Genomic DNA, 24769 nt, shown 5'->3' on the forward strand with positions numbered 1-24769 from the left:
TAATTACAAGGATTACTTAAATAACTACTTCAATTAATGTATTAATAAATGCTTTAATCATTGTGTTCATCATTGTGTTCGCCCTTATTGGTGGCCACAGTATCCTTCAAGGCAGCCCATCTTAGAAATTTCGCTGGCTTGGCTGGATTCGCTGGTTTGGCTGTTTTTTTTTACACGCTGATTGCTTTGCCTATCTGGCTTTGATGGAAGGGTTGGCACCCGTAAAATGGAACCAGTTAAAGTCAGCATAACCGCCAATATTACCCTTTTTGGTATTAAAATTAAAAAGTGCAAAACGATTGGCGGTCCAGGCATAGCCTAGTCCCATGTGTAGCGGAGTGCCCATCCACTTAAAATGCGTACCATCTGTACTATAAGCAAACCGGGCCATAAATTGCTGATCGGTTGCCTGGGCTTTAATCCAGATTTTTGGGGTTGTAAAGTGCGACACACTGTCTATAACCTGCCCATTATTTACCATTATCAGCATCCTTTCTCGGCCTGATTGCTTAAGAGCAATATAAGCGTAGGGAGATTGAAAAATACCAAACCCGGCTACATCACCATCTTTTAATCCACTAAGCGACAACTCTACAACAGCTTCACTGCTAGGCCCTTGTACTCTTTGCGTCAAAGTGTTACGTGTCCAGACTAGGTCTTTGGCAAAGGAACTATGAAGGCGCAGGTAGCCTTTATTTGCGCTCAAACTCCATTTGCTATTATCCGGATTATGATTCCACTGCCACTGCAAGCCCAGTTTGGGGCTGGAAAATTCATCTGATGTGGCCGGTAGGCTGATCGCAGCGTGTTTTCGGGTGATCGGTTTTGGATAACGAGTGACGCCTTTGCTATTGCCGTCTTTTCCAAGCATCGGCCAGCCATCTTTCCAGACGACGGGTACCAGATTCGGCACCCTGCCTATTGGCCCTCTGTCCTGCATAATCATAAACCACCAGCTGCCATCCTTTAGCTGTACCATACCGCCCTGATGCAGGCCATTGCCGGGATATGAAGACTCATCCTGACAAATCACTTTACTTTCATAGGGGCCATAGATACTTTTACTACGCAGACACATCTGCCAACCCTGGGTTCCTCCGGCCGGACAGGTAATATAGTAATATCCGTTTACTTTATAGACGTGTGAGCCCTCCATGCCATATCCTCCCTTTGGAGCAGTGGAACCTTTTGGAACCGCAATGCTTTTATCCCAAATAAGCCTGGGCTTGCCAATAACAGAGAGCGCGTCACTGGCCAGCTCTGTTACGTAAAGCTTTCCTTGTCCATGCGCGACATAGACTTTCCCGTTATCATCAAAAAATAACCCTGGGTCATATAAGTATTCTGGAAAGATCGTCCGTTTCCAGGGGCCTTTAATATCTTTTGCGGTACACATAGAAAAATGCCCTTTCTCTTTTCCCCAGTTGGGTGTACAGAAGCCGACATAAAAAAGACCGTTATGGTGCCGGATTGTAGCCGCCCAGGAACCGCGCAGATACATTTCACCACCTTTAAGGTTATAGCGCGGATCTTCCCTGTAATGATCCACTGCATAACCTGCCATTTGCCAATTAACCAGGTCTTTAGAGGTAATAATGGGGCAGCCAGGTACATAATGCATACTGGTGGATACCATATAAAAATCATCGCCAACCCTGATAATATCTGGATCAGGCCAGTCTCCCCATAAAATGGGGTTTTTATAAGTGCCGTCCCCATTATCAGCGCTCCAAACCCGGGTCTCACTTGTTTTTTGTGCCTGCAGCGACCTGGCTTGTATCAGCATCATTGCTATAAAAACCATCAGCCCCCTTAAAAATAGCCTCTTTTTCATTGGTTTGAATTTTTACCTTTTATCCTTAATTTTTTTACGCATCATCTCGGCCAATCCATTCCTCCAGGTATTAAAACCGTTTTTACCCGGAAATCTCCATAAATCCTTTCATATCCCCACGCCATTCAAACCCATTTATAACGATTCATATCCATCCATAAACCGACAAAACGCAGTATATCCCCTAAAACGAGGTGCATCCATTGCTGGTGCATGGCCTTTTTGTTTTTTTGTTTTGTCTTTTATTGCCTGTTTATTGTTTTTACCTTGCCTTGCCTTTTCATTGCTTTTTTCAATAATGATAAAGCCACCCTTCCCCGGGCTAACAGTGATGGATTGCAAGGCTTTAATAGCGTTATAGCTGTGGAAGCTTTGCAGTCCCGGCACGTCTGGCGCAAAAATTCGGATATTTTTTGAATGCATGTCCATGTGCTGCCCTTGTAATTTTAAGCCAAGCTGTACGTCTTTTTTGGCCCAGCTGGCATAAGCGATCAGCATCTTATCCTTTTTTTGGTAAACCGTCACTTTTACGTCCTGCTGGCTACTGGTGACGGGCACATCCGGATCCCAGTAGCCGATCATTTCTGATTTTTCAATACCAAAATAGTCCCAGAGCTTCCACAGGGCAGATGGGTCGCAGCCCAGCCAGCCTAATCTGGAAGTCATCCCATAAATCATCCCTCGATATGCATTGCCACAACCATTGAGCATTTCACTGTAAAGCCCAAATGGAATACCAGCGATTTCTGTCAGATAATAGGCAGGAGACTCGTCATAATTATACCCTTCACCCAACCATAGACTATTGATACAGGGCAATAGCTCCATATACTGATTGATGGGGCTATTCATTCCGTAAGAAGGCGAAAAATTATTACCCGAATGAAAATCAATCAAACAGCTGTCAGCTGCCCTGTCCATGACTTTACGAACCCGTTTCATAATCTCTCTATCATAACCTACCCCATCAAGATAAATACCCCTGGCACCTGTATTTTTAATTAGCCAGGATAAGCCTTCCAAATAGTAATTATGCCAACGGGAAAGCCCCTCAGTCCTGATAGCCATATCATTTTCTCCGTCCGGCAATGGGGTATGCCAGGCTGCATCATATTTAGTTCTAAGGTGTTCAACAATCCAACTGCCGCCTGTGGCATGAAGGTTTCCGCCAAGGCCGTCATCTTCAAACTGATTGGCTAGCTGCGCTCCGAGCCCAGGTGTAAAAACCTCATCACCCAGGCTTCTTAATGCCCAGATTTCTGCCGCATGGTTACTGAGTTCTCTAACCGTGTAATATAGTTTGGTCCGGATTCCATTTCTGCGATTTTCTGCAATATACTTTTTTAAGGCTGGCACGGTTAAAAATGGATAGTTAATATATGGATTTAGTGAATTCCCCTGATGAATGTTCATAATATTGGCTCCTTTTTCCAGGGCTGCGGATTGCCAATGATTTATGGGCGGATCCGCCTGGAAATATCGCTCAGTAAAATGGTGATTATCCAACGGCTTTACTGGCGTTATCAGTAAAGCAAAATTCAGGTGAAGTTCCTGTCCTTTTGCTAGGGTTCTGGCACCTGTATAGGCTTTTACCAACACAGTGCTGTCAGGTGCTTGTCTGGACACACTGCAGCCGCCTTTACCGTTGTTACTCCAGTCTTTATAAGGACCGGTCTTATTAAAATTATATAGGGACCAGTCTGGCGACTGGTTTTTTAGCTTGCATTGCAATCCCGCATTTACATCACCGATCCAAATCATATTATTGGCTCTGGTGCTATCCCAGCTCCAGTTCCAGTCCAGCCGCGACTGGCAAAACCCGCCTTTAGCCCCTAGTCCCATCATATATCTGGATGCGCTATGACGATAAGGAATCTGCAGCTGCAGATCATCCAGCGCTAAATCCTTTGTAGCCTGTAATGTAACAAAGTAATTGATATAGCCATCGCATTCCATTTTGGCGGCTATCTGCAATTTAGCCTTTGTCAAAGGATCAGTATAAGTCCCTGTCCAACTAATGGCGCCTGGACTCTTAGAGGTCACCACCGGATCTGCTCCCTGCCAGGTCATTTTCTTACCTCCCTGAATCACCATAAATTGAACGGGTGCATGGAGAATTTTCTTTGCCGCTCCGTTTGTGCGATCATTAGAGCCGGTAAAATAACTAGTGATCTGTTCTGGCAAGCCGTAATGATTAAAGCGCAGCGTTCTTCCCAGAACGCTGATCGTTTTACCCTTAATTTGCATAGGCTTATACGGTTTAAAAACGCTGTCATCCAGGCCAATTTTACTGTCCAGCCAGTTAAGTCTGGCCATGGAGGAAAGATTGCAGTAACCTCTATCTTCCAGTACCGAGTCTTTCAGCTGAATGGACAGTTTTATCTGCCGAGTTTGTGCGTCATCAGCCGTTACCTCCATCACCCCTTCATAGCGGCCGGCGGGCAGTTGTCTGGGAAGATCAAGGCCCACCCATAGGGCCTGTACCTCGTCTTTTGACAGGGTCAGGGTTTTAGTAAAAGGCTGACCCAACCAGTTAGTGCCACCTAAGTTAAAACAGCGCAGTCTTGTGGCTGGAATAATACTACCTCCAGCAGCCTTTAAATCGTGAAAACGTAGCTCCAGATGATTTAATGGCTTAAAGGCTGCAAATACACCGATCTGAAAGACAAAAAATTGTTTTTTGAGCGCCACAGCTGAAAAGGCAGGATCATCCCCTTTTTTTGCCCACCGCAATGGAATATGGTCCTTCATGCGAATGGCATGCTTGCTATCTTCAGGGAATATCAGAAAATCTTTGCCTGGATTGTCTGTTCGTAGTTTATCCACCTCATTTTGGTTAGCCACCAGTTCCATGGGGTAAAACTGGTTAAATTCATTGATTGCGTCCAGTCGCAAGGTCCTGGCTGCGCCTCTTTTTTGCAATATGCCTTTTCCCTTCAGCGGATTTTGCTTCATTAGATTTTCCCAGGAAGCGCTCAAACTGTCTAATTCATTTTGAGCAGGATACACTGTATTTGGAAAATACGTGCTCCCCGTTGAATTAAAAGGCATATAATATAAATAATAAATGCCTTTTCCCGAAACTGGCTGAAAGACAAGATCAGCATAGGCTGCACTAATTGCTTGAAAAGTAAAATTCTTAATTATTGTACCCGTACTACTATCAATAAGAATCACCTTTTTACCCGTAGGGTTATCTTCCCGTCTCCAGGGAATATGTACCCCTACCGCTTTGTCGCTACTAAATACCTGTATCACAGCCCGGTGATTGCCTAAACGGCTACGGTCCCAGTGACCCGTACCGTAGGTAATAGGCTGCGCACTTAAATTACCTGGCCCTAACTGAAACAGCAATAGCAATAATAAAACTGTCAGCAGGTTTAAAAACCTTTTAGGGAAAACTGTACGCTTTAGGTCATTCATTTTTGATGAAATTGAGGGGTAATTTACGCAAGATTCCCTCTTCCATGTTCCTTGTGTCTAAATTTATCAATATTACACAAATAATGATCAAAATAACGGTAGACAGCCAGATCCAAAGCGCAATCTTACTCCATCTCTGACTGCAACTAAGTGTAGTCAAATGGCCGCGCCTACAAAAGAGAATGAAAAGTTCCGTACGGCATATTCGGCAGCGCTGCTTATAAAGTGGTGACAAGAGGAGCAATAAATGCAATAAAGTGTTAATATTCATCTTTTAAAGCACCCTTCAGTTATTTTGATCTTTCTTTTGAAAATATGAATAGACCTGGAAAAACAGGCCAAAGAAAATCATCCAATTTAACTAAATAGTATGGCAGTTTTATAGGATATTCTTCTATCGTGGCCCTCATTCTGACTAGACAGCAGATGGGCTTTCCTTAATGGCAAAATTTCTATCTTCTAAAAAGACCTAACGCCCTGTTTATAGGCCAAGCCGGGTAATTTATATAGGTGCTTATTTGGGACAAGTTAACTCAGATTTCTTTTATAATAAAGGCCAAAACCCTTTTTTTTGAATCCTAAAATATTAATTCAACCGTAGAATTGAACTGATTTTTTTTGCTAACCAAAAAGATCAATCGTTTGCGTTAAAAATTCTTTGCAATCGATAACAATATTTTGTAATATTGTATACGGGTAAGGTAATAATTTGCTAAATTTAATGTTATGCAATTCATTTATGAAAACTTCACATTTCCACCGGATCAGTCATTTACAGTCCGGTCCGAGTTTATCGAACTAAAAAAATATCAGTCTTTTAAGTGTCATGTCAATTATGAAATTGCACTAATCGAAAACTGCGTCGGGAAACGCTTTATCGGGGATCATATTGAAGAATTTAAAGGTACCGAACTGGTGCTCATGGCCAGTTACTTACCTCACCTCTGGCAATACTACCAGGCGCTGGATCCTTCCATACAACCACATGCAACCGTCGTTCATTTTTTTCCTGACTTTTTAGGTAAAGATTTATATCAAATCCCTGAAGCAAAACATCTGCAGGGGCTGATGGCAAGCGCCGCCAAAGGCATCAGGTTTAGTGGCGAGACCATCAGCTCGGCCAAATTAATTCTTCAGGAAATGCTCTATGAAAAAGGCCTGACCCGTTCCGCTTTGTTTTTACGCTTACTTGATTTACTGGCTAATTCAAAAAACAGTATGGTGCTCGGTTCGCCAGGGTTCAATATCGTTGAAAACGTCAGTGAAGCGAATAAAATCAACGTAGTTTTTGATTATATTTTCAAAAATTTCAAGGAAAAAATATCACTCGAAGAGGTGGCAGCCATTATGCCCATGTCACCAGCGGCCTTCTGCCGGTTCTTTAAATTTAAAACCGGTCGGACTTTGACGGATTTTGTAAAGGAAATCCGTATCGGCCATGCGGCTAAATTGCTGTTAGAGGGCAAGCTAAATGTATCAGAGGCCTGTTATAATAGCGGTTATAACAATATTTCTAATTTTAATAAGCATTTTAAGGAGATGAAAGGCCTCTCTCCAAAGGAATTTATCAAAAGTTACCTTATGGTGGAACAGGACTAACCAAATTCAATCAATAATATGCATAACCATTATTAAACCAGCCAGGTTAACCATCTCCAAAAATGAAAGTCATATAAAGTACAGCGATGCAAGGCTATTGTAAGGCATAATCCTTTATTTATTTTCAAAATGGTAAAACTGTTTTGCTTCCACCCATTTCTGACCAGGCGCTGTGCCTGATACACCTCTTTGAAATTGATCCATAAGCCGGTTCCACTCTGCACATTTCGGATTAGACGCTTCCGCAATCTTACTCATGCTATCCAAATTTGCCCCCTGAGGAATAATTACAGTCATAACAAGGAGATTTTTAAACCTGGAAACCGAAATTTCTTTATAACCTGCCTTTTTAAAACCAGCCTCCACTTCGGGCCAGATATGCTGATGATAGCTTAGATATTTTGCAAGTCTGGCTGAATCAGGTACAATATTTACCACAAATACGTGCTGCTCCCATTTTGTGGCTTGCGTACCTTCTCTGATACTTGTATTTATAGTTAACTGAGCACTTGAATCCTTACCTGATTTTTCTTTGGCGGTATTTGTACGCTGATTACAGGCCATTAAGCCCAGTCCCGTTATCAGTAGTAATCCATAAACCCCTTTTTGTATTACTGTTTTCATTATATTTTTTTTAAGAACGCCTTTTGCCCGAAGTTTTTAATACCTCAGGTTGTTTGTCCATATGTCTTACTTTTCCAGTACACTTGACAAATCTATTAAATAAAAACCAAAGTTAAATTGTAACAGACGGTTTGTTGCCAGATTGCTACTTGCTTGCAATGCTAAAAGTCTCCACCTATTTAGCGGAAGATAAATAAATAATAGTCATAATAACAGCTAGTAATAGCCACCACAACCACACCTTAGTTGTTCTATGACCCGCATTTATGTTGGTTTCCAATATAGAAGGAAAGGTATGGCCGCCCGGTACCGGTTTGGTCAACAGTGTCATAATTACGACCACCAAACAAAGACCTACGAAAAGGTATACGGACAATATTAAAAAATGAGGCCAAAATCCTGGGTAAGGATAATTGAGTACATGACAAAGACCTACCACAAGACAAATGGCACCGCCGCCATATAAAACCGTCTCAATGGCCCGGCTTCCGACCCTTTTCCAAAATATGCCCGCTAAAAAAGCGACAGATAAGGGCGGTGCCAGTATAGAAACCAGTCCTTGGGTCAATTCAAAAAAACCTTTGCCGGAACGGGAAAATAAATAAGCCACCCCAATGGCCATAAGGGCAGCAGCCACGGTGATCCATTTGCCCATTTTTCGGTTGGCCAGTACTGTCATAGGTTTAATTCTGCCAACGACATCCAGGGTAAAGACCGTGCTAAAAGAATTTAAGGCGGATGAAACTGTGTCTATTAAGGCCGCGATAATTGCCGCCAGGCAAAGGCCCATCAGGCCATGGGGCATTAAATTTTCTACCAGTGTCATGTAGGCATTATCTGATTGTGCAGTATCCTTGTATAAAACATAGCACATAATACCCGGGAAAATAAAGATGAGCGGCATAATAATCTTTAAAAAGGCCAAAAACAAGGCGCCGTATTGTCCTTGTTTAATGTTTTTGGCAGCTAGTACCTTTTGTACGATGGTTTGGTCGGCGCACCAGTAATAAATACCTACTACCGGATACCCTAAAACAATTGCAATCCAGGAATACTCTGGATCTGAGGCTGGACGAAATAGCTTCCAATAATTATCCGGGACGGCCTTCACAAAGGACTTTACACCGCCAATTTCTCTAAGTCCCAGATACGTTAAGGTTATGGAAGATAATATAATTATGATCGATTGAAAAATGCCTGTTCGAACGACCGCCTTTAAACCGCCTACGGCGGTAAAACTAGTGGCGATGGCAGTGATCACAATAATCGCTGTCATTAAAGAACAATTGAATATTTGCGACAAAATTAATCCACCTGCATATAAAGCACTGCCCAGCCATACAAACAAAATAGAAATAAGGCTGTAAATGATCAGAAAATTATAGGACTTTTGGCCAAAGCGTAGCCGCAGGAACTGTGGCATGGTACTGACCTTTGTAGCCAGATAATGTGGCAAAAAAAACATCGCCAAAAGCATTATAAAAATCCAGGCCAGCCATTCAAAATTACTACCAACCACGCCTTGTGAAAAGCCAATACCGGCAAACCCAATTAACATAGTAGGTCCAGCATTTGCACTAAATAGCGAAAAGCCTATCTGCCACCATTTGAGTGATTTGCCGCCCAAAAAGATATCAGCGTCATTACTTTTACTTTTGTTATTCAAGTAAAAGCCCGTCAACATTAATATGACCCCATACAGGGCAAGTACAATGATGTCAATTCGGTCTAAAGCTATATGCACAGAATATTTTTTGTTTTATTATTTAGGTTCATCTGTTGAACCGGTTACATGGTTACTGCCGGATTGTAGGCACTCATCTGGTCTCTGGTCCAAACTCTGTTCATAATAATTTTATTTCGTTTTTGCCAGTAGGCCCAATCAATGCGAATGGGCAACCCCTCTATTTCCGGGATGACAAATTCACCTTTGACGCATTTGGGGTGAATCATAAAATACTGCTCCAGACAGTACATAATCGGGTGTAAATATTCTACCATAAAGCCATTAGGAGCGGTCGTCATTAAAGAGGCCGTATACAGGGAGTAGCCACCTGAGCTAAAGTCGACTTTTGCATTTTGCGCCAGCTCCTTAATCTCCAGCCATTCTGCGATACCTCCCAATTGTGTAGGTACAGGTTGCAAATGCTTTACCCCTGCATTAATAAGTGCTGGGAACATTTTAGCGGTTCTTTCGGACTCACCATAGGCAATTTTAATAGGCGATATTTTACAAATTTGCTCAATGTCAGCATAAGCGGCTGAATGAACGGGTTCTTCCATCCAGGCAATATTTAAATCCTCCACCCTATGCATAAATTCCATGGCCTGCGTGCAAGTCCATATCTGGTTCGCATCCACAGCTAAACGAATCTGATCGCCCACATACTTGCGTACAAACCTTACTCTTTCCACGTCTTCGTCCATTTGAAGGCCAAATTGCCGCCCGACTTTCATTTTTACACAATCAATACCCATGTTCATAAACATGGCCAGCTCCTGTTCAAGTTCCTGATAACTATAATTCGTTCCACCACCACTCCCATATATCTTTACCTGATTGGTGGTACCATTCAGATACTTATATAATGGTTGCTTTTTGCGTCTGGCTGCCAGATCATATAAGGCCATATCAAGTTGCCCTAACAGGGCAGATGCCTGGCCCCTGAATCCCTCATTACGAATGGACCAGTACAGCAAATGATACAGTTCTTTATAGGCAATATTATCGCTGTGAAATAGAATCGGAAATAAACACTGTTCCAGAATATTAATATAGGTGCTGAAAACGGGCGCTTCGCCTATATTTCCTTGATCATCCTCCAAGGTTAGAATAGACAGACCAAATGAATTAAATGGCCCCATTGTTGAATCCTGAAAAGGCAACACCGTTTTTACGGGAGCCAGCACCCTGATCTCAGCACGCATGATTTTAAATACCTCCTTGTCTATCTGATGCATCTTAATAATTTATGGTTTCTATTTCCTTTTGGACGCGTCTAAAATTCATTTTCATTTATTTTTTAATATATATATGTATATATATCAGTATTTATTTTGTAAAGCACCAAACATTTGCCTGTATAATGGTTCTTTAAGCGGGGGCGCCTTTATATAGCCGAGGGTGTTGTCTAATTCAGTTTGATTAGAAGCCCCAATAACGATCTTAAAAGGTTGCGGGATTTTTTTGATAAACTGAAAGGCCAGTTCAGGTAAGCTAAAACCCCATTTATCGGCCAGTAGTTTAACCCGGCAGGCTGTTGCAATATCTTTTGACGGTAACCAATCTGGCTTTTGGGCGACAAACTTGGCAAATTGACTCCCGAGCAGCCCCATATGTAAAGGACTTGCCGCCCAAAAATCAACCCCTTGCTTGACACATAGCAGTAAACTAGTCTCTAATGCATCCAGGTGGCAGCCGTTTAAACGGTTATATTCCATGACTGTATCAAAAATGCCGTCCTCAATAAACCCTTTAAAAGCTGGTGGATAATTTCCTCCCAGTCCGACTTTTTTGGCATATCCCTGCTCCTTAAACCGAACCATGGCTTTCACGGCCTGTTGGATTTCACCGGAAGGAATAGCTGCAGGTTCATGTAAAAATAAAGTATCAATGCAGTTAACACCCAGGGTTGAAAGACTGTTCTCCAGGCTTTTTTCCATTCTACCATGACTATAATCATAATTACCCCGGTCAGAAGCGTAGCCTTTTAGGCGCCCCACTTTCGTACTGAGCTGCGGCCTGAAACGTTTACTTTCCCCTTCTCCTTCTGCTTCTCCTTCTCTTTTTCTTTTTGTTTTTGTTTCGGCTTTCCACTCCCGGATCGCCTCACCAACAAAGGATTCTGCGTCTCCATAAGCCGGGGCAGTATCTATCTGCGTTATTCCTGATTGGAGCGCATAAATAATAGCTTTTACAGACTCCCTTGGATCGACCGGGCGCCAGACACCTCCTAAACCTGCAGTGCCTAATATATAGCGTTCCAATGTTTTATCTGATCCGTACTGTTCGTCCATTTCACAATTAATTGTTTCAAATGGTAAAACTATTCCATTTAAATCATAAGAACTTCCCTTATATTGATTCTTACTTATGGTATTTTGCCGACCGCGCCTATTGGCTTAAATTTACCTTAAGTAAAACCTCATTTTATCATGACCGACACCAAAAGATTTTAATTAAAAGGCAATTGTTTGACTACCCTGGAAAATTATGAAGTGCATAGTTGTATTGTAAATCATGCTCCTGGTGGAAGGCAACTTAAGACAGGATACAATGTACGAAAAGTATTATGCCTTCAAACAGCTTAAAACACCTAATCGATATTTTAATTTCCAAAAAGAAAACTGGTTTTTTATTACCCAGGACGGGAATAATGAGAAAATCTTACTCGATGAAGAGAAGTAGGGATTGTTGGTTGGCACGATGAAGAAATTGCCTAAAGGTACCCCTACCTTGCTGATTTCCCATTTCCCCGTTTTAGCAACCACCACACAAGTATTAATAGGAGACGGTCATAGTGAACGTAAGAAATTAAAAACCTTTTTCACAAAAAAAAATAAAGTAAAAGTTCGCCTAAGTGGTCATAACCATTTATCGGTTGCAATGATAGTGGCCTTTTTCATGGAAGCCTGCTATTAAAACGACAGAATTTCTTGCAAAAGGCATGCTAAGGAATCCTATGGATTGAACCTTATTTTACTCAAACATTCATTCCTTTTTCACCTACCTTGCAATTTCCGCAATACAGTTACAACCTACTTAAATCTTGCCAAAATGAGCAATAAGGTTAAAAGTAAACCTTCCAGAATTTCTCTGTTATCCAACAATACCGCATTTTTATGTCAACGTTTCCACTGTTTCTCAAATCGATTTTGTCTAATCATTTGCTCAAGTTCACGAATTAAATAGGAAAAAGGCTAATTATATAAAATTCACTACTTTATTGATTACCAATAATATACAAAAATTGACTCTTCAAATCATCACCGACCTAAAACCCTTCAACAATCAATAAAATCAATGCTTTGAAAAAGTTGTAATTCAAGTTAACCGGATATTGGATGATTCTTAGAAAAGGTGAGTCGAAAATGCAGAAGCATTCCTTCAAACTTTATGAAACTGCTAAAGTGATATCTTGACCAAAACGATCTTAAACACAGTTTTCCTTTTTTTCTTTTTAAATATCCAACAGAATGTTAATTGATTATCAATACATTGTAAATATTTAACTGTTTTGTAGAATCATTTTATAAAATATTTTCTTAAAGGTTATTCTAAAAAACAAAAAGTAATTATATCTTTAATTATTAGTTTAACAATAAACATAAACTTTAAAACCTACTTAGAAACATTGAAACAATGGCCTTAAAAAACGATTTCTATAAAAAAAGCATCATTAAAGCGCTGTACTATGCAGGCACGCTTTCCTGTACGGAGCTTAGCGTGCAAATAAGTAAGAGTTACACGTTGGTGGTGAAAACACTGGAAATATTACTAAGTGACGGCCTTGTCATTGAAAAGGGCTATGCAGAATCGAGCGGCGGGCGCCGCTCCATGACCTATAGCCTTCCTGCAGATAGTTTTTATACAGTTGCTGTGGCCATGGATCAGTTTGTTACCCGCATCTGTATTTATAATGCGCTCAAGCAGCAGGTTGGCAAAGTCCAAAAACTTGAACTTTTATTAGACAACCAGGGCAGTAACCACGGGGCCGCACTCGAAGTATTGACTGCCGCCATTCAAAAAACGATTACAACGGCAACAATTGCCAAAGAAAAGATCATCGGTATTGGTATCGCCATGCCAGGGTTTATCAATGCCCAAATGGGGGCCAATTATACCTTTATGGGAGAAGGGATAACGACCTCCCTACAAAATGAGATTGGCTTGCCTGCCTTTATTGAAAATGACTCTACTGCCATCGGACTGGCAGAGTATCATTTTGGTAAAGCACAAAAGAAAAAAAATGTCATGGTCATTAATCTTAGTTGGGGCATTGGCCTGGGCATGCTCATCGATGGGCATATATTCAGAGGCGCCAATGGATTTGCAGGGGAGTTCAGCCATATCCCTGTCTTTAAAAACGGAAAACTATGCAGCTGCGGCAAAACAGGCTGCCTGGAAACAGAAACCTCCCTGTTATATATGATTAAAAAAGCACTTCAGGAGATAGGTAGCGGTAGGCCTCTTTGCTCAATACCAGCATACTTGAAAGCGGCGATTATGAGCTCAAAAGCAGTCATTTTCTGGAAGCTGCCCGTCGTGGAGATTCTCTGACCGTAGAGATCGTCTCTGATGTAGCCTATAACATTGGCCGCGGTATCGCTATTTTGATTCACCTCTTCAATCCGGAAAGTGTGATTCTCAGCGGTCGATGCTCCAGTTGCGCCACGCTCTGGCCGCCACCTATTAAACGCGCTTTAAATGAGTTTTGCATTCCCAGGCTGCTGACGACAACGCTTGAAATGTCCAGTTTGGGCCATAATGCAGAGCTCATAGGGGCATCTATTCTCGCCATAGATCAAATCAAGGAGTCAGACATCCAAAAAATTACGGCAATCACTTAAATATCAATAACTCGAATTAAAATCTCCCATTAAAATTCAAAATCACAATCACTTAATATGAACACGTAACTCAATTTTTTTTATTTACGTACGCAAATTAAATTATCCTACTCACCTTGAAAATTTGACTATGAAAAAATCAAATCTATCCTTTTTTAAGGCTTTGCTCTTAATGACCATTGCCTTATGTCTGCAAAACAGCAGTTTTGCCCAGACAGTCCGCACTGTAAGTGGACAAATAACCGACAGTTTAGGTACCGGCCTACCGGGTGTAACCGTTTCCGTCAATGATCCCAAAGGAAATGTTATCTCCGGGACAGATGGCCACTACCAGATCAAAGCTAAAGATGGTACGACCCTCACTTTTATGTATGTGGGTTATGAGACCAAAACGGTGATCGTAAATCAAGACGAAATAAACGTTTCCTTATCGGCCCAAACGAATGAGGCGGGAACCGATGTCGTGGTGACGGCCTTTGGTATGAAAAGATCGGAGCGGTCCCTGGGTTATGCGGCCACCACGGTAAAATCAGATGATATTACCCGGACAGGAACGACCAATTTTGCTACGGCTCTTTATGGTAAGGTACCAGGTCTGCAGATTCAGGCTGCACCAGGCGGTTCCACCTCAGGGGTATACATGCAATTAAGGGGTGTCAACTCCATGCTGGGCAAAACAACGCCCCTGATCATTATGGATGGTGTCCCCATTCGTGATGGCGCCTTTAACAGTGGCAACTATTGGGGTGACCAAAGGGAGCGCAATAACGGTATCGTAGACATTAACCCGGAAGACATTGAAAATATTACGGTCCTTAAAGGCGCTGCTGCCGCAGCGTTATATGGATCCGAAGGGGTCAATGGCGTGGTAATGATCACTACTAAAAGTGGCAAAAACAATAAGAAAGGCTTTTCAGTGGACGTAAATGCCAATTACTTCCAGGATCAGGTGGCTTATCTGCCCAGATTCCAAAATACCAGAGGAACCGGCTTTCCTAGCCAGGTACCCGGTTATTACACCTCAGATGCCAATGGATTTAATACCCAGCAGTATGCGGATGCCAATGGCAATATGTATAGAGCCCTGGTACAAGGTAACCTAAACTTCGGGCCCGTGTTTGATGGTAAACCAATTATTGCCTGGGATGGGGTGGTTCGTCCCTACTCTGCCCAGCCGGACAGATATAAAAACCTGTTCCAGAAGGCCAACAATAGTACACAGACTGTGGCCATCAGCAGCAACTCTGCCGTACAGTCTACCCGGTTCTCTGTTACCAATCAACATACAGAAGGACTAAGTATTGGCAGCAAAAATGATAAAATGTCTTTTAGCTTAAACAGTACCTTACACCTGGGTAAAAACAATGACTTGCAGATAATTGGCAACTATTATAACCTGCATGTACATAACCGGCCTTATTTGATCGATAGAATGATCAATAACTTTACAGGGATGATGCCTGTATTTGACAATGGGGACTGGTATCGCAACAAGTACCAGACCAGTCTGGGGTATAAATATGTATTAAATACCACCCAGAGCCTGACACCAGATGAAAATATACATATCCCGAGTTATATGACCGATATCCTGGATTATATGTGGAATGTCAATAAGGATATCTATGATGAGTATGAGAACCGCCTGATAGCGTCCATTACCGATAGCTGGACCATTACCAAAGGGCTTAAATTAAGAGGCAGGGTCTCTACTGATTACACCAACACCAATATCTACGACAAACAAAGCTCCACGCAGCCGATCGTCTATGGTGCCTCCGGTAATTATGGGGTGCAAAACGTGTATTATAATATGCTGCATGCGGATGTTATGATGGAATATAATACAAAACTAAGCCCCGACTTTGACCTGACAGCTACTGCTTTTTACACGGCCGACAAGGAAAAAGGACAGAATACAAGCATTTATACCAATGGTGGTCTAAGCTCTGAAAATTGGTTTGATCTGGCTGCTACCGCTAACCCCATCAGCAACCCTAGTGCTCCTCCACTTGAAATCGTCAAAGATGCAATCATAGGTACCGTTAATATCAATTACCATAATTACCTGTATGCAGAAGGAACGATTAGAAGAGACAGAACCTCTACGATGAATCCGGATAACAATTCTTTTGTTTATCCATCTGCGAATGCCGGTTTTATTATCTCTGATGCCTTTAAACTACCCGAAACGATCAATTATTTAAAACTTCGCGCTTCCTGGGGTATTGTGGGTAATTATCCCGATCCTTATAAGGCAAATGTGGCTTACCTACCGGCCAACTGGGGCACACAGGCTCCAGGAACTAGTCCAGTATTAACGACCAATACCAACTTCAATATTTACGGAAATTTAAATATACGTCCGGAAAAGAAAAATGAATATGAATTTGGGCTGACCGGACAATTACTACATAGCAGACTGGGATTTGATGCGACTTTCTTTACCAATACCATCAATGACCAGATCCTGAACCTGGCGCTAGCCTATAGCCAAGGAGCTGTTTCCCAATTAAACAATGTAGGTAAGTTGTCAAATAAAGGTTTTGAACTAAGTCTGAATGCAACACCAATAGACCTGAAGGATTTTAAATGGAGCTTTATACTGAACTATGCCAACTACTCCAATAAAGTAGTAGCCATCTCTGAAAACTCCAATAGCATCATTTATGGAGATTATGATGGTAATGCCTACCAAATCGTCGCCAGAGTCGGCCATCCTGCCGGGGAAATCATGGCGCACCCATTACTAAAAGATGATAAGGGTAATCTGATTGTGGACGACGCTGGTTTATACGAGCAGGATCCAAACAAAATGGAGTCTTATGGATCCATCCAATCTAAAGGTTACGGCGGCTTTATCAATACTTTTACCTACAAGAACTTCCAGCTCAATTTCTCCATCGACTACCGTTATGGCGGTCATGTAATCCCTACCGGAATTTTCTGGATGAACAGTCGTGGTATAACCGAGGCCAGTTTATACCATATGGATAAAGCACATGGCGGTTTAAGCTATTACTTAGATGCCAATGGCAAAGGCGTACAGACTTCAGGGACAGCAGGGCCTAATGGAGAAACCGTATATAATGACGGCATGATGCTTCCAGGGTGAATAGTGATGGTAACCAAAACTCCAATGTCATCTCTCAGGCTTTTTATTTTAATAATGTATACAACTGGGGCGGACCACAATATTCTCCCAACGCTTTATATAATTATTTTATTAAAAAGAATGATTATATAAAAATGAGAGAAATTGCCTTGACTTACAATTTCTCTGACAAGATCGCTTCTAAGATCAAGGCCAATCATTTATCTGTTTCTTTGATCGGCAGAAACTTGTTTTTCTTCTACCGGACATTAAAAGATCTGGATCCAGAACAGTTGACCGTTTCAAATAACTTTTATGGCAATGCCAATAATGCAGGAAGCCAGCCGGCTTCCAGAACGTATGGCATCACCCTGAAAGCAAATTTTTAACCCAACACCTCCTACATTAAAAATATTATTATGAAAAAGTATATTTTATTTCTATCGTCTTGTCTAATCGCGGGATAGCCGGACTTACTTCCTGCACCAAGAGCGATTTTGCAGACGCCTACGCTCAACCCAGCACACTGAATCAGACCACGCTTGAAAAGCAATTTGCGGGGGTACTGACGGCAAACCTGGATTATACCATGTACCGGTATAGTAATTATTTTGTCACTTTACAGAATACTTGTTTACCCTGGACACAGGCTGTGGGGGTCATTAATACCAATGGCAGATATGTTCCAGGTGCGGCAGCCGTTAGCGGCCGCTGGCAGAATTACTATACATTTCTGGCCCAGTATAAAGACTTTCTCAACATATATAACAATTTAAGTCCAGAGGATCAGGCAGCTAAAAAGATCTATTTAATAGCAGCCACCATCTTCTATGATGACATGACCCAAAAGCAGGTAGATTTACACGGGGACATTCCCTGGTCTCAGGCCGGACTTCTGAGTACGAATAAAGGGGATTACAATGCGTCTTATGCAAAATACGACCCAGCTGATTCAATTTACACCACGATGCTGGATCAACTCAAAGGCTACGCAGATGATTTAAGTACCATGACCCTTGCTCCGGCAGTGGCTACTGTCATCAAAAGCCAGGATTTTATCAATAATGGTGATGTTACCTTATGGGCAAAATATTGCAATTCTCTGAGACTTAGATTACTGATGCGTGTATCAGGTGTAGCGGCGTTTAAATCGAGGGTAAGCCAGGAAATCGGGGCTATTCTAGCCAGTCCGAGCAAATATCCGCTGATCCTGACCAATGATGACAATGCCCTGATCAGGGTGTATAATCTGAACAGTGTAACAGTAGGTGGTAATACGATTTCTGGGATCAATAACGGATCTTCTACAGGGCAAGAATCGTCATTCTATACTGGCCTTTACGGCTGGGGCGGCGGCGACGTTCCCAGCAAGGCGATGATCGATCTGATGAATAGCAGCAGCGATCCCCGCTTGAGGGTCATGTTTCAACCAGGAGACAGTACTAACGGTAAATACGTCGGATTGGATCCTACCCAGAACCAGACCTTGCAACAGAATACCTATAATGCAGCTAAGGTGTCCAGGTATAACTACTCTACGCTTACCTATAACCTGAATATACCAGGGATTTTGATAGATGCTGCTGAGGTCAATTTCCTGTTATCAGAATACTACTTGGATAATAGCAATGCAGCCCAGGCAAAGGCTACCTATGAAACGGGTATTCGTCAGTCCATCGCCTTTTATTATAATTTAAGGGCCATCAGCAGTGATAATACCGAAGGTGCGGTCACGCCCACAACCAATCAGGAGATTAATAATTATTTAGCTGACGGCGATATCAGCTGGGACGCACAGAGTACCCAAAAAGGCAAATTAAATTTAATTGCCACTCAGAAATGGATCAATTATAGTGTTCTGGAACCCATTGAGAGTTGGGCAGAACAACGCAGGTTAAAACTACCTGAATTTACCTTTTTGCCGGATAATGCGAATTCTCTGCAGAAGCTGCCTCCTAATAGATGGACCTATCCTACAAATGAAAGTAGTTTCAATACGGCCAACTATGAAAAAGTTAAAGCTAAGGATAATCTGACCACGAAGATCTTCTGGGACGTGAATTAGCACCATTTATGCTAATAGCACCTAAAAGAATGGATTACAACCAACACCAAATCCAATAAGGAAGGGGTAGATAATTATAAGAAAGTTATCTACCCTTTTTTTAATTTTTTACATGAATTCCTAGAAGTTTAGCGTATTAACCCCTTCACCCATTGATTAACTAGTCGAGGCCTCACCTCCATTTTCTCAGCTAAGTCATTTTGACTCCACCCTAACTCACGAAGGCGTTTCAAAATTAAATTGGCAAATTTTTCGCTGCGCGTCTAAATCGCATATTGGCACTGTGTGCTTTAATCCACGCTAAAGTTTCATCGTCATCTTCGGATACCAATGCTTGTCAGAATTATGCATTTGATTATAAAATCACCAAAGACCTGGATAACATTGAAATTGCCACAGGAAGGGTATACATTATCCTAATGGAGGACAACCTGGTTACGGTGGTTAAAAAGCTATTGCAAGCCAAATTAATTGTAGGGCAGCAAGTAGAGATCATTTCATATAACGAGACTCCCATCAAGGAGATTATCCTCATTGGCATTACTACGATATCCGCAGACTTTAAAATGATGGGTGAAACAGCTGCCAAAATGATCCTGGAAAAGTCTACTCAGCATGTAGCGGTACCTTTTTACCTAACACTCAGAGATTCACTCTAGGCCAATGTTGGCCACCAAAGAGCCCAAATTTATTTACTGGGTGATTCGGCAAAGTGTTCTTTTACCATTAAAAACGCAAATACAAATGCAGTATATGGATAATAAACAACGCTATTTTTGCCATAATTCATCTATCCAATAGCATTTTTTTACCCACTTTAGGCGTAATATTGCGAAGGATTTAAAACTGGCACAAAGCCTTCAACCAGTTCCGTCTAGCATTTAATCACCTGATTATTTAAAATTATACTATGCAAGGTCAGTCTCTAAAAAGTGGATCCTTCTATTAATTTTCTCATCAAGTCTACTTTTTAAATTAACCGCTCAGCGAATAAGCGTTATTCGGGACAAGGCATAATCGAAGTCAGGACCCAGGATGGCAATTTACAAATGAGGATCCAATATGATAAGGGTTGTTTTGTCCAATCCATGACAGTCAAAGGCGTCCGTATTCAATCTAACGTTCTATCTACCAGGGGTGCATTTACAGGGATACGAACGGATAAAGACACTTTTAGTTCCATTTATGCTACGCATACCCCGCGGCTCCAAATAACAGATTCGAGTATCACCATTGCGGACATTACCTTGACATCCAAAGAAGGTAGAACAGCTATCGCTACCACTGAAGACTGGACGTTTACGGCCGGCCTTCATAAAATCCGCTGGAAAATAGATCGCCGTTATGGCAAATCATTGTTCGTAGAAGACATGTCGTATCCAGAGTGGACATTTAAGGACTTATCACTATGGGAAGGTGGGATCATAAGTAACGGCGGGATTGTCTGGTGCAAATACCTGAAAAACAAGAAGGACACCTACGGTGTCCATACTGGTGGCACCACTTTTTGGAATAAGCAGTCAGGCATTGGCCTCTCTATTCAAGCAGTGAAAGGTAAAATAAGTGCCGTACACGGAGCTCCATTAAATTCATTGGCTGCATCCAATGCAATACAAGTGGCCACTAAATACACCCATACGCCCTTAGATGAATTTAGTATGGCCAGTTATGTTTCCAGTCAGCCACTACAACAGCGCTACAGACTGGACAGGTTTGTGTCTGGTAAATCAGATGTATTTGCCCTTTTAAAGTGGAGAAAGCCGAAGTTAGTCAGGTCTATGAACTCCAATCGATTAATTATTTTGATCAATATAATAGAGGCCATTTGGTAGGGATTGATGCGGATGCAGTGAGGGACTTACTAAATACAACGGCCAGATACGGGGTTGTTGATGACAGCATTGTCGGCGCAAACGGTTGGCTGACCAACTGGAAGTGCCTACATGAACCGTTTTTTGCACAATTAGCCTTAGCAATTGATGACAGTGCCTATACTAAAAACCTACAAGCCTCCTTAGATAGGGAAATGCAACTAGCCATTCAACCGGATGGTCGGGTGTTGTCAAGATGGCATAATGAGCCGGGAGATGAAATGCCGGGCACCTATAATACTAAAACAGGCTATTACGAGGCTAAATGGGGGTATACGATTGATGCTCAAACAGGCTATGTTATCAACGTTGCCGACCTGTTTAATCTTACCGGTAAATTAACCTGGTTAAAGGACCACCAAAAACCTGTGAGCAAGCATTAGAATGGTTGACTCGTCGTGACAGCAACCACAACGGCATTTTTGAGATGAAAAACAATAGCATTGCCGATCAAACCTGTAGTGATTGGCTGGACATTGTCTGGGCCAGTTATGAAAATGCATTTGTCAATGCACAAATGTATGGGGCACTGGTAAAATGGGCAGATTGTGAACGGTTGCTTGGCAATCTTCAGGCAGCAAAGCGGTATACTCGAATTGCCCAAAGGTTAAAAACGGCCTTTAATAAACCTGTTAAGGAAGGTGGGTTCTGGATGCCGGAGAAAAATCAGTTTATTTATTGGCGAGATAAAGACGGCACTATTCATGGGGACAACCTGGTCACTCCTGTGCAATTTGCGGCTATTGGATATGGCGTCTGTGATGATCCAGCCAAAATCGCAAAAATTTTAACGCAAATCCAGCGCAGAATGGCCAATGAAAAGCTTTTCCATTGGCCACTCTGCTTTGATTCCTACAGGAAGCCGGAAGTGTCTGCGGGTAACTGGCCATTCCCAAAGTACGAGAATGGAGATATCTTTCTCACCTGGGGGTATTTAGGAATAAAATCATACGCTCATTATAATAAGGACCTGGCTGTTTATTATATCCATAAGCTTCTTAACCAATATAAAAAGGACGGTTTGTCCTTTCAGCGTTATGACAGAATTCATCAACAGGGAATGGGTAGCGATATACTGGCGGGCAATGCGACAACGATTGCCGCATTGTATAGTGACATTTATGGGATCCAGCCTAGATGGAACCGTCTGATTATTCAGCCACACCTCCCTAAATCCTTACAAGGCACACAGTTTAATTATACGCTTCGTGGCATTCAATACAACGTTTCCTTACAGGACAATTATTACCAGGTGCGCACAAATAAGCATGTTACCAGAGCCAACCAGTCTTTTGGTATAAGTCAAATGGAACACGTCCTACGCTTTTATCCTGGTGACCAAGACAGCTGTTCAGCAGTTATAGCCTGTAAAAGTTCGGACAGTATCTTTTTGAAAATGAACAAATGGGATAATAACACCATTTCATTCAACCTAAAGATCTCCAAAAACTGTCATTTATCCTTTGAAGGTTTGCAGCAGGCCGGTCAATATGCTATTTTGATCAATGGCCATAAAGCTGGAACCCATAAAGCGCGAAATGGTTTGCTGCACATACAAGATCTACCAGCAGAAAAGTGCCTGCTAACCCTAAAACATACCTTTTAAGTAGTTTTAAGTTGTATTTGAAAAACAGAAATTTATGGGCAAATCAATTAATTATTCACTTTATTTTAATTGGTGCGCTGGACTAATTCCTGAAAAGACTTTAAAGTCATGAATGAGGTGTGCTTAATCACAATAGTTATAAATAATCGCAATCTCCTCCCAAAACTTTTACCCCTCAATGGTCCGATGGCAAATTATTAGGAGCATCCATTTGCTAAACGGGTTTTAAACTTTGGAGTTGCTCCCTTATTACAGGAGCTGATTTGTTATTTATGTACGCCTGCGTACTTACAAATCATTACTTCTATTTAAACAAGTCTTCCATCAATACCTCAGCCTGCACCTGTCCTAAATAATATTCATTTTTCATAGCGCCAAAGGTTGTTATCAACGTTAAAAATAATGTCTTATTTGTGCCAGTAACCTCTCTAAAAACATTTACCTTTCTGTTTAAATCGGTGCTGTAATTTTTATCCATAACAAAAAGGTCATTGGTAAATTTTATCTCACAAATATTAATACACCGGTCCTGTCGCTCTAATAACAATTCAATTTGCGCACCACGCTCACCTTTATCTCCAGTATGGCGCCAGGTAGAAGTATTCGTTAGTACGCCTTCAATACCAAGTTTACGCCTAATTTGCAAAACATGTTTTGACAAACACTTTCAAAAGCAAGACCGCACCATGTTAAATAAGTTGATGTACCGAACTTTCTCAGCCACGCACCTTCTAGTTTATCTTTCGCATGTTCAATAAATTTAAAATAAAACAATGTATATTCATCTGATAATTTATAAATACTTTCATAGGTCTTTTTTTCAAATGGAATATAAGGCGTGATAAACCAGATTCTTCTAGCTCCTCTAATATTTGCGTGGTCGTACCTCCAGATGTAAATCCGCATGCTTCAATTATCTCATTTCGGGTTAAACCGCTCCCTTTATCTGCTAATGCACGCATCACAGCTTCGTGATGGCTTGAATTTGCAAATAAGGCCTTATAGAGTATTTTGAATTCCTTTTTCAATGGTCCATCTTTGGCGAAACAAAGCAGATCAATTATCTGGGCCGTACTCTGTCCAGGCAAAATATTTCGAAGGTAATGCGGTATTCCTCCAAATGCCATATATAATTGAACCTGACTGTAATGATCCAAAATGACACCTTTTGACTTCAAAAAATCTTGTGTTTCCAGCAGCGTGAAAGGCAGTAACCTGATTGTTTGGGTGAAACGGTTATGTAACCCACCTCGATCATTTATTATTTTATTAATCATCCATGAAGCTGCTGACCCACAAATAACCACTTTTAAATTGGGTTTTCGAGAAGCAAATATGTTCCACCAGTGATCAAATGCTTGCAAGAAACCAGATTTAGGCGTATCAATCCAGGGAAATTCATCAAAAAAAACAACGGCCGCTTTTTCTACAGGCAAACTGTTCAAATATTTACTAAGCATCGTAAATGCCTTCAACCAATTTTTGGGGCAGCTAATTCCCAAACACTTCCTGTCACCATTTGAAGTGCTTCGCTAAAATTTCAAGCTGCTTTTTTGTAGAAGTTTGATGGATCCCGGAAAATTCAAAAACAATATTATCTGCATAAAACGTCCGTACTAAATAGGTCTTACCTACGCGACGACGTCCATATATTGCAATCAACTCGGGATCCTGGGTTGATAATCTATAACTTAAAATTTCTTGTTCCGCTAGTCGGCCAATAATATTCATAGGCTATTACTGAGTTTAAAAATGACCTATTTTATTCCATTTTGGACAAAAATAAAGCAACATAACCGTCCAAAATCTTATAAAATATTCTATTCTGGACACGCATAAAGATATATATCTGTCCAAAATCATCAAAATTTCCATAATTTGGACAAATATAACAATTCATAATCGTCCAAATTGTTCAAAAAAGGATACATTATAAATAATTATTATTATAACATATGTATATTCCACATTATTAAAACTTAATACATATTTCATATTTACATTTTGTAAATATTAAATTCCTTATTTGCAATATTAAATTTTGTGCTGATTTTCAATTCAGCTAGGGTCAAATTTTTTAAAT

21 protein-coding genes are annotated in these 24769 nt (G+C 41.2%); 11 read left to right on the forward strand and 10 right to left on the reverse strand.

The annotated features are described in order from the left end of the window. Window positions 1-190 precede the first annotated feature (190 nt). Together FSB73_RS21295 and FSB73_RS21300 are read right to left on the reverse strand one after the other, a co-directional pair. The gene (locus FSB73_RS21295) at window positions 191-1834 is read right to left on the reverse strand and encodes a glycoside hydrolase family 43 protein (RefSeq protein WP_225974250.1); all 1644 of its coding nucleotides are present in this window, start codon (window positions 1832-1834) and stop codon (window positions 191-193) included. A 135-nt stretch (window positions 1835-1969) separates the two neighbouring features. Beyond that, window positions 1970-5257 (reverse strand): glycoside hydrolase domain-containing protein, encoded by a 3288-nt coding sequence (locus FSB73_RS21300; RefSeq protein WP_146786959.1) that lies wholly within the window; start codon window positions 5255-5257, stop codon window positions 1970-1972. Between the two features lie 726 nt (window positions 5258-5983). Between FSB73_RS21300 and FSB73_RS21305 the strand changes: the two genes are divergently transcribed. After that, window positions 5984-6856, forward strand: coding sequence for an AraC family transcriptional regulator (locus tag FSB73_RS21305; protein WP_146786962.1), 873 nt, complete (start codon window positions 5984-5986; stop codon window positions 6854-6856). Window positions 6857-6970: 114 nt separating this feature from the next. Here FSB73_RS21305 and FSB73_RS21310 read toward each other — a convergent pair whose 3' ends face one another. The 4 genes from FSB73_RS21310 to FSB73_RS21325 form a co-directional block, all read right to left on the reverse strand. Further along, on the reverse strand, window positions 6971-7480 hold the full coding sequence (locus FSB73_RS21310) for an L-rhamnose mutarotase (protein ID WP_146786965.1): 510 nt from the start codon (window positions 7478-7480) through the stop codon (window positions 6971-6973). A 175-nt stretch (window positions 7481-7655) separates the two neighbouring features. Continuing rightward, entirely contained in the window at window positions 7656-9224 is a 1569-nt protein-coding gene (locus FSB73_RS21315; RefSeq protein WP_146786968.1) for a sodium:solute symporter family transporter, read from the reverse strand. 44 nt (window positions 9225-9268) lie between these two features. Next, window positions 9269-10441: a mandelate racemase/muconate lactonizing enzyme family protein gene (locus tag FSB73_RS21320; protein WP_146786971.1), complete on the reverse strand. Its 1173-nt coding sequence runs from the start codon at window positions 10439-10441 to the stop codon at window positions 9269-9271. Window positions 10442-10525: 84 nt separating this feature from the next. Further along, entirely contained in the window at window positions 10526-11497 is a 972-nt protein-coding gene (locus FSB73_RS21325) for an aldo/keto reductase (protein ID WP_146786975.1), read from the reverse strand. 232 nt (window positions 11498-11729) lie between these two features. Here FSB73_RS21325 and FSB73_RS23405 point away from each other — a divergent pair, with 232 nt between their 5' ends. From FSB73_RS23405 to FSB73_RS21345, 6 genes are all read left to right on the forward strand, one after another. Further along, window positions 11730-11888: a hypothetical protein gene (locus FSB73_RS23405; protein WP_158639651.1), complete on the forward strand. Its 159-nt coding sequence runs from the start codon at window positions 11730-11732 to the stop codon at window positions 11886-11888. A 954-nt stretch (window positions 11889-12842) separates the two neighbouring features. Next, window positions 12843-13760: an ROK family protein gene (locus FSB73_RS27095; RefSeq protein ID WP_262712412.1), complete on the forward strand. Its 918-nt coding sequence runs from the start codon at window positions 12843-12845 to the stop codon at window positions 13758-13760. Next, window positions 13673-14050: an ROK family protein gene (locus FSB73_RS27100; protein ID WP_262712413.1), complete on the forward strand. Its 378-nt coding sequence runs from the start codon at window positions 13673-13675 to the stop codon at window positions 14048-14050. Before FSB73_RS27095 ends, FSB73_RS27100 begins: the two co-directional genes overlap by 88 nt. 130 nt (window positions 14051-14180) lie before the next feature. After that, window positions 14181-17165, forward strand: a complete 2985-nt coding sequence (locus tag FSB73_RS21335) for a SusC/RagA family TonB-linked outer membrane protein (protein ID WP_146786978.1) — start codon at window positions 14181-14183, stop codon at window positions 17163-17165. Next, the gene (locus FSB73_RS21340; protein ID WP_146786981.1) at window positions 17162-17533 is read left to right on the forward strand and encodes a hypothetical protein; all 372 of its coding nucleotides are present in this window, start codon (window positions 17162-17164) and stop codon (window positions 17531-17533) included. The genes FSB73_RS21335 and FSB73_RS21340 overlap by 4 nt, the downstream gene beginning before the upstream one ends. Window positions 17534-17592: 59 nt before the next feature. Then, a complete protein-coding gene (locus tag FSB73_RS21345) occupies window positions 17593-19209 on the forward strand; it encodes a SusD/RagB family nutrient-binding outer membrane lipoprotein (RefSeq protein ID WP_225974251.1) in 1617 nt (538 codons plus the stop codon). A 128-nt stretch (window positions 19210-19337) separates the two neighbouring features. Here the strand turns inward: FSB73_RS21345 and FSB73_RS27845 are convergent, their stop codons facing one another. Continuing rightward, window positions 19338-19442, reverse strand: a complete 105-nt coding sequence (locus tag FSB73_RS27845; RefSeq protein ID WP_158639652.1) for a helix-turn-helix domain-containing protein — start codon at window positions 19440-19442, stop codon at window positions 19338-19340. 42 nt (window positions 19443-19484) lie between these two features. Between FSB73_RS27845 and FSB73_RS25860 the strand changes: the two genes are divergently transcribed. The 4 genes from FSB73_RS25860 (at window position 19485) to FSB73_RS21370 (ending at window position 22686) form a co-directional block, all read left to right on the forward strand. After that, window positions 19485-19868 carry a substrate-binding domain-containing protein gene (locus tag FSB73_RS25860; protein WP_225974252.1) on the forward strand — a complete coding sequence of 128 codons (384 nt, stop codon included), beginning with the start codon at window positions 19485-19487 and terminating at the stop codon, window positions 19866-19868. A gap of 390 nt (window positions 19869-20258) precedes the next feature. Then, window positions 20259-21041, forward strand: a complete 783-nt coding sequence (locus FSB73_RS21360) for a hypothetical protein (protein WP_146786986.1) — start codon at window positions 20259-20261, stop codon at window positions 21039-21041. Beyond that, window positions 21035-21463 (forward strand): hypothetical protein, encoded by a 429-nt coding sequence (locus FSB73_RS21365; protein WP_146786989.1) that lies wholly within the window; start codon window positions 21035-21037, stop codon window positions 21461-21463. Before FSB73_RS21360 ends, FSB73_RS21365 begins: the two co-directional genes overlap by 7 nt. A 44-nt stretch (window positions 21464-21507) precedes the next feature. Then, window positions 21508-22686, forward strand: a complete 1179-nt coding sequence (locus tag FSB73_RS21370; protein ID WP_146786992.1) for a glucosidase family protein — start codon at window positions 21508-21510, stop codon at window positions 22684-22686. 304 nt (window positions 22687-22990) lie between these two features. Here FSB73_RS21370 and FSB73_RS25865 read toward each other — a convergent pair whose 3' ends face one another. From FSB73_RS25865 to FSB73_RS25875, 3 genes are all read right to left on the reverse strand, one after another. Beyond that, the gene (locus FSB73_RS25865; RefSeq protein WP_225974253.1) at window positions 22991-23332 is read right to left on the reverse strand and encodes an ATPase; all 342 of its coding nucleotides are present in this window, start codon (window positions 23330-23332) and stop codon (window positions 22991-22993) included. An 85-nt stretch (window positions 23333-23417) separates the two neighbouring features. Next, window positions 23418-24122, reverse strand: coding sequence for an AAA family ATPase (locus tag FSB73_RS25870; protein ID WP_225974254.1), 705 nt, complete (start codon window positions 24120-24122; stop codon window positions 23418-23420). A gap of 76 nt (window positions 24123-24198) precedes the next feature. After that, entirely contained in the window at window positions 24199-24417 is a 219-nt protein-coding gene (locus tag FSB73_RS25875; RefSeq protein ID WP_225974255.1) for an ATP-binding protein, read from the reverse strand. Window positions 24418-24769: the final 352 nt, after the last annotated feature.

The sequence above is a fragment of the Arachidicoccus ginsenosidivorans genome (assembly GCF_007971385.1).
In the GTDB taxonomy this organism is placed as follows: domain Bacteria; phylum Bacteroidota; class Bacteroidia; order Chitinophagales; family Chitinophagaceae; genus Arachidicoccus; species Arachidicoccus ginsenosidivorans.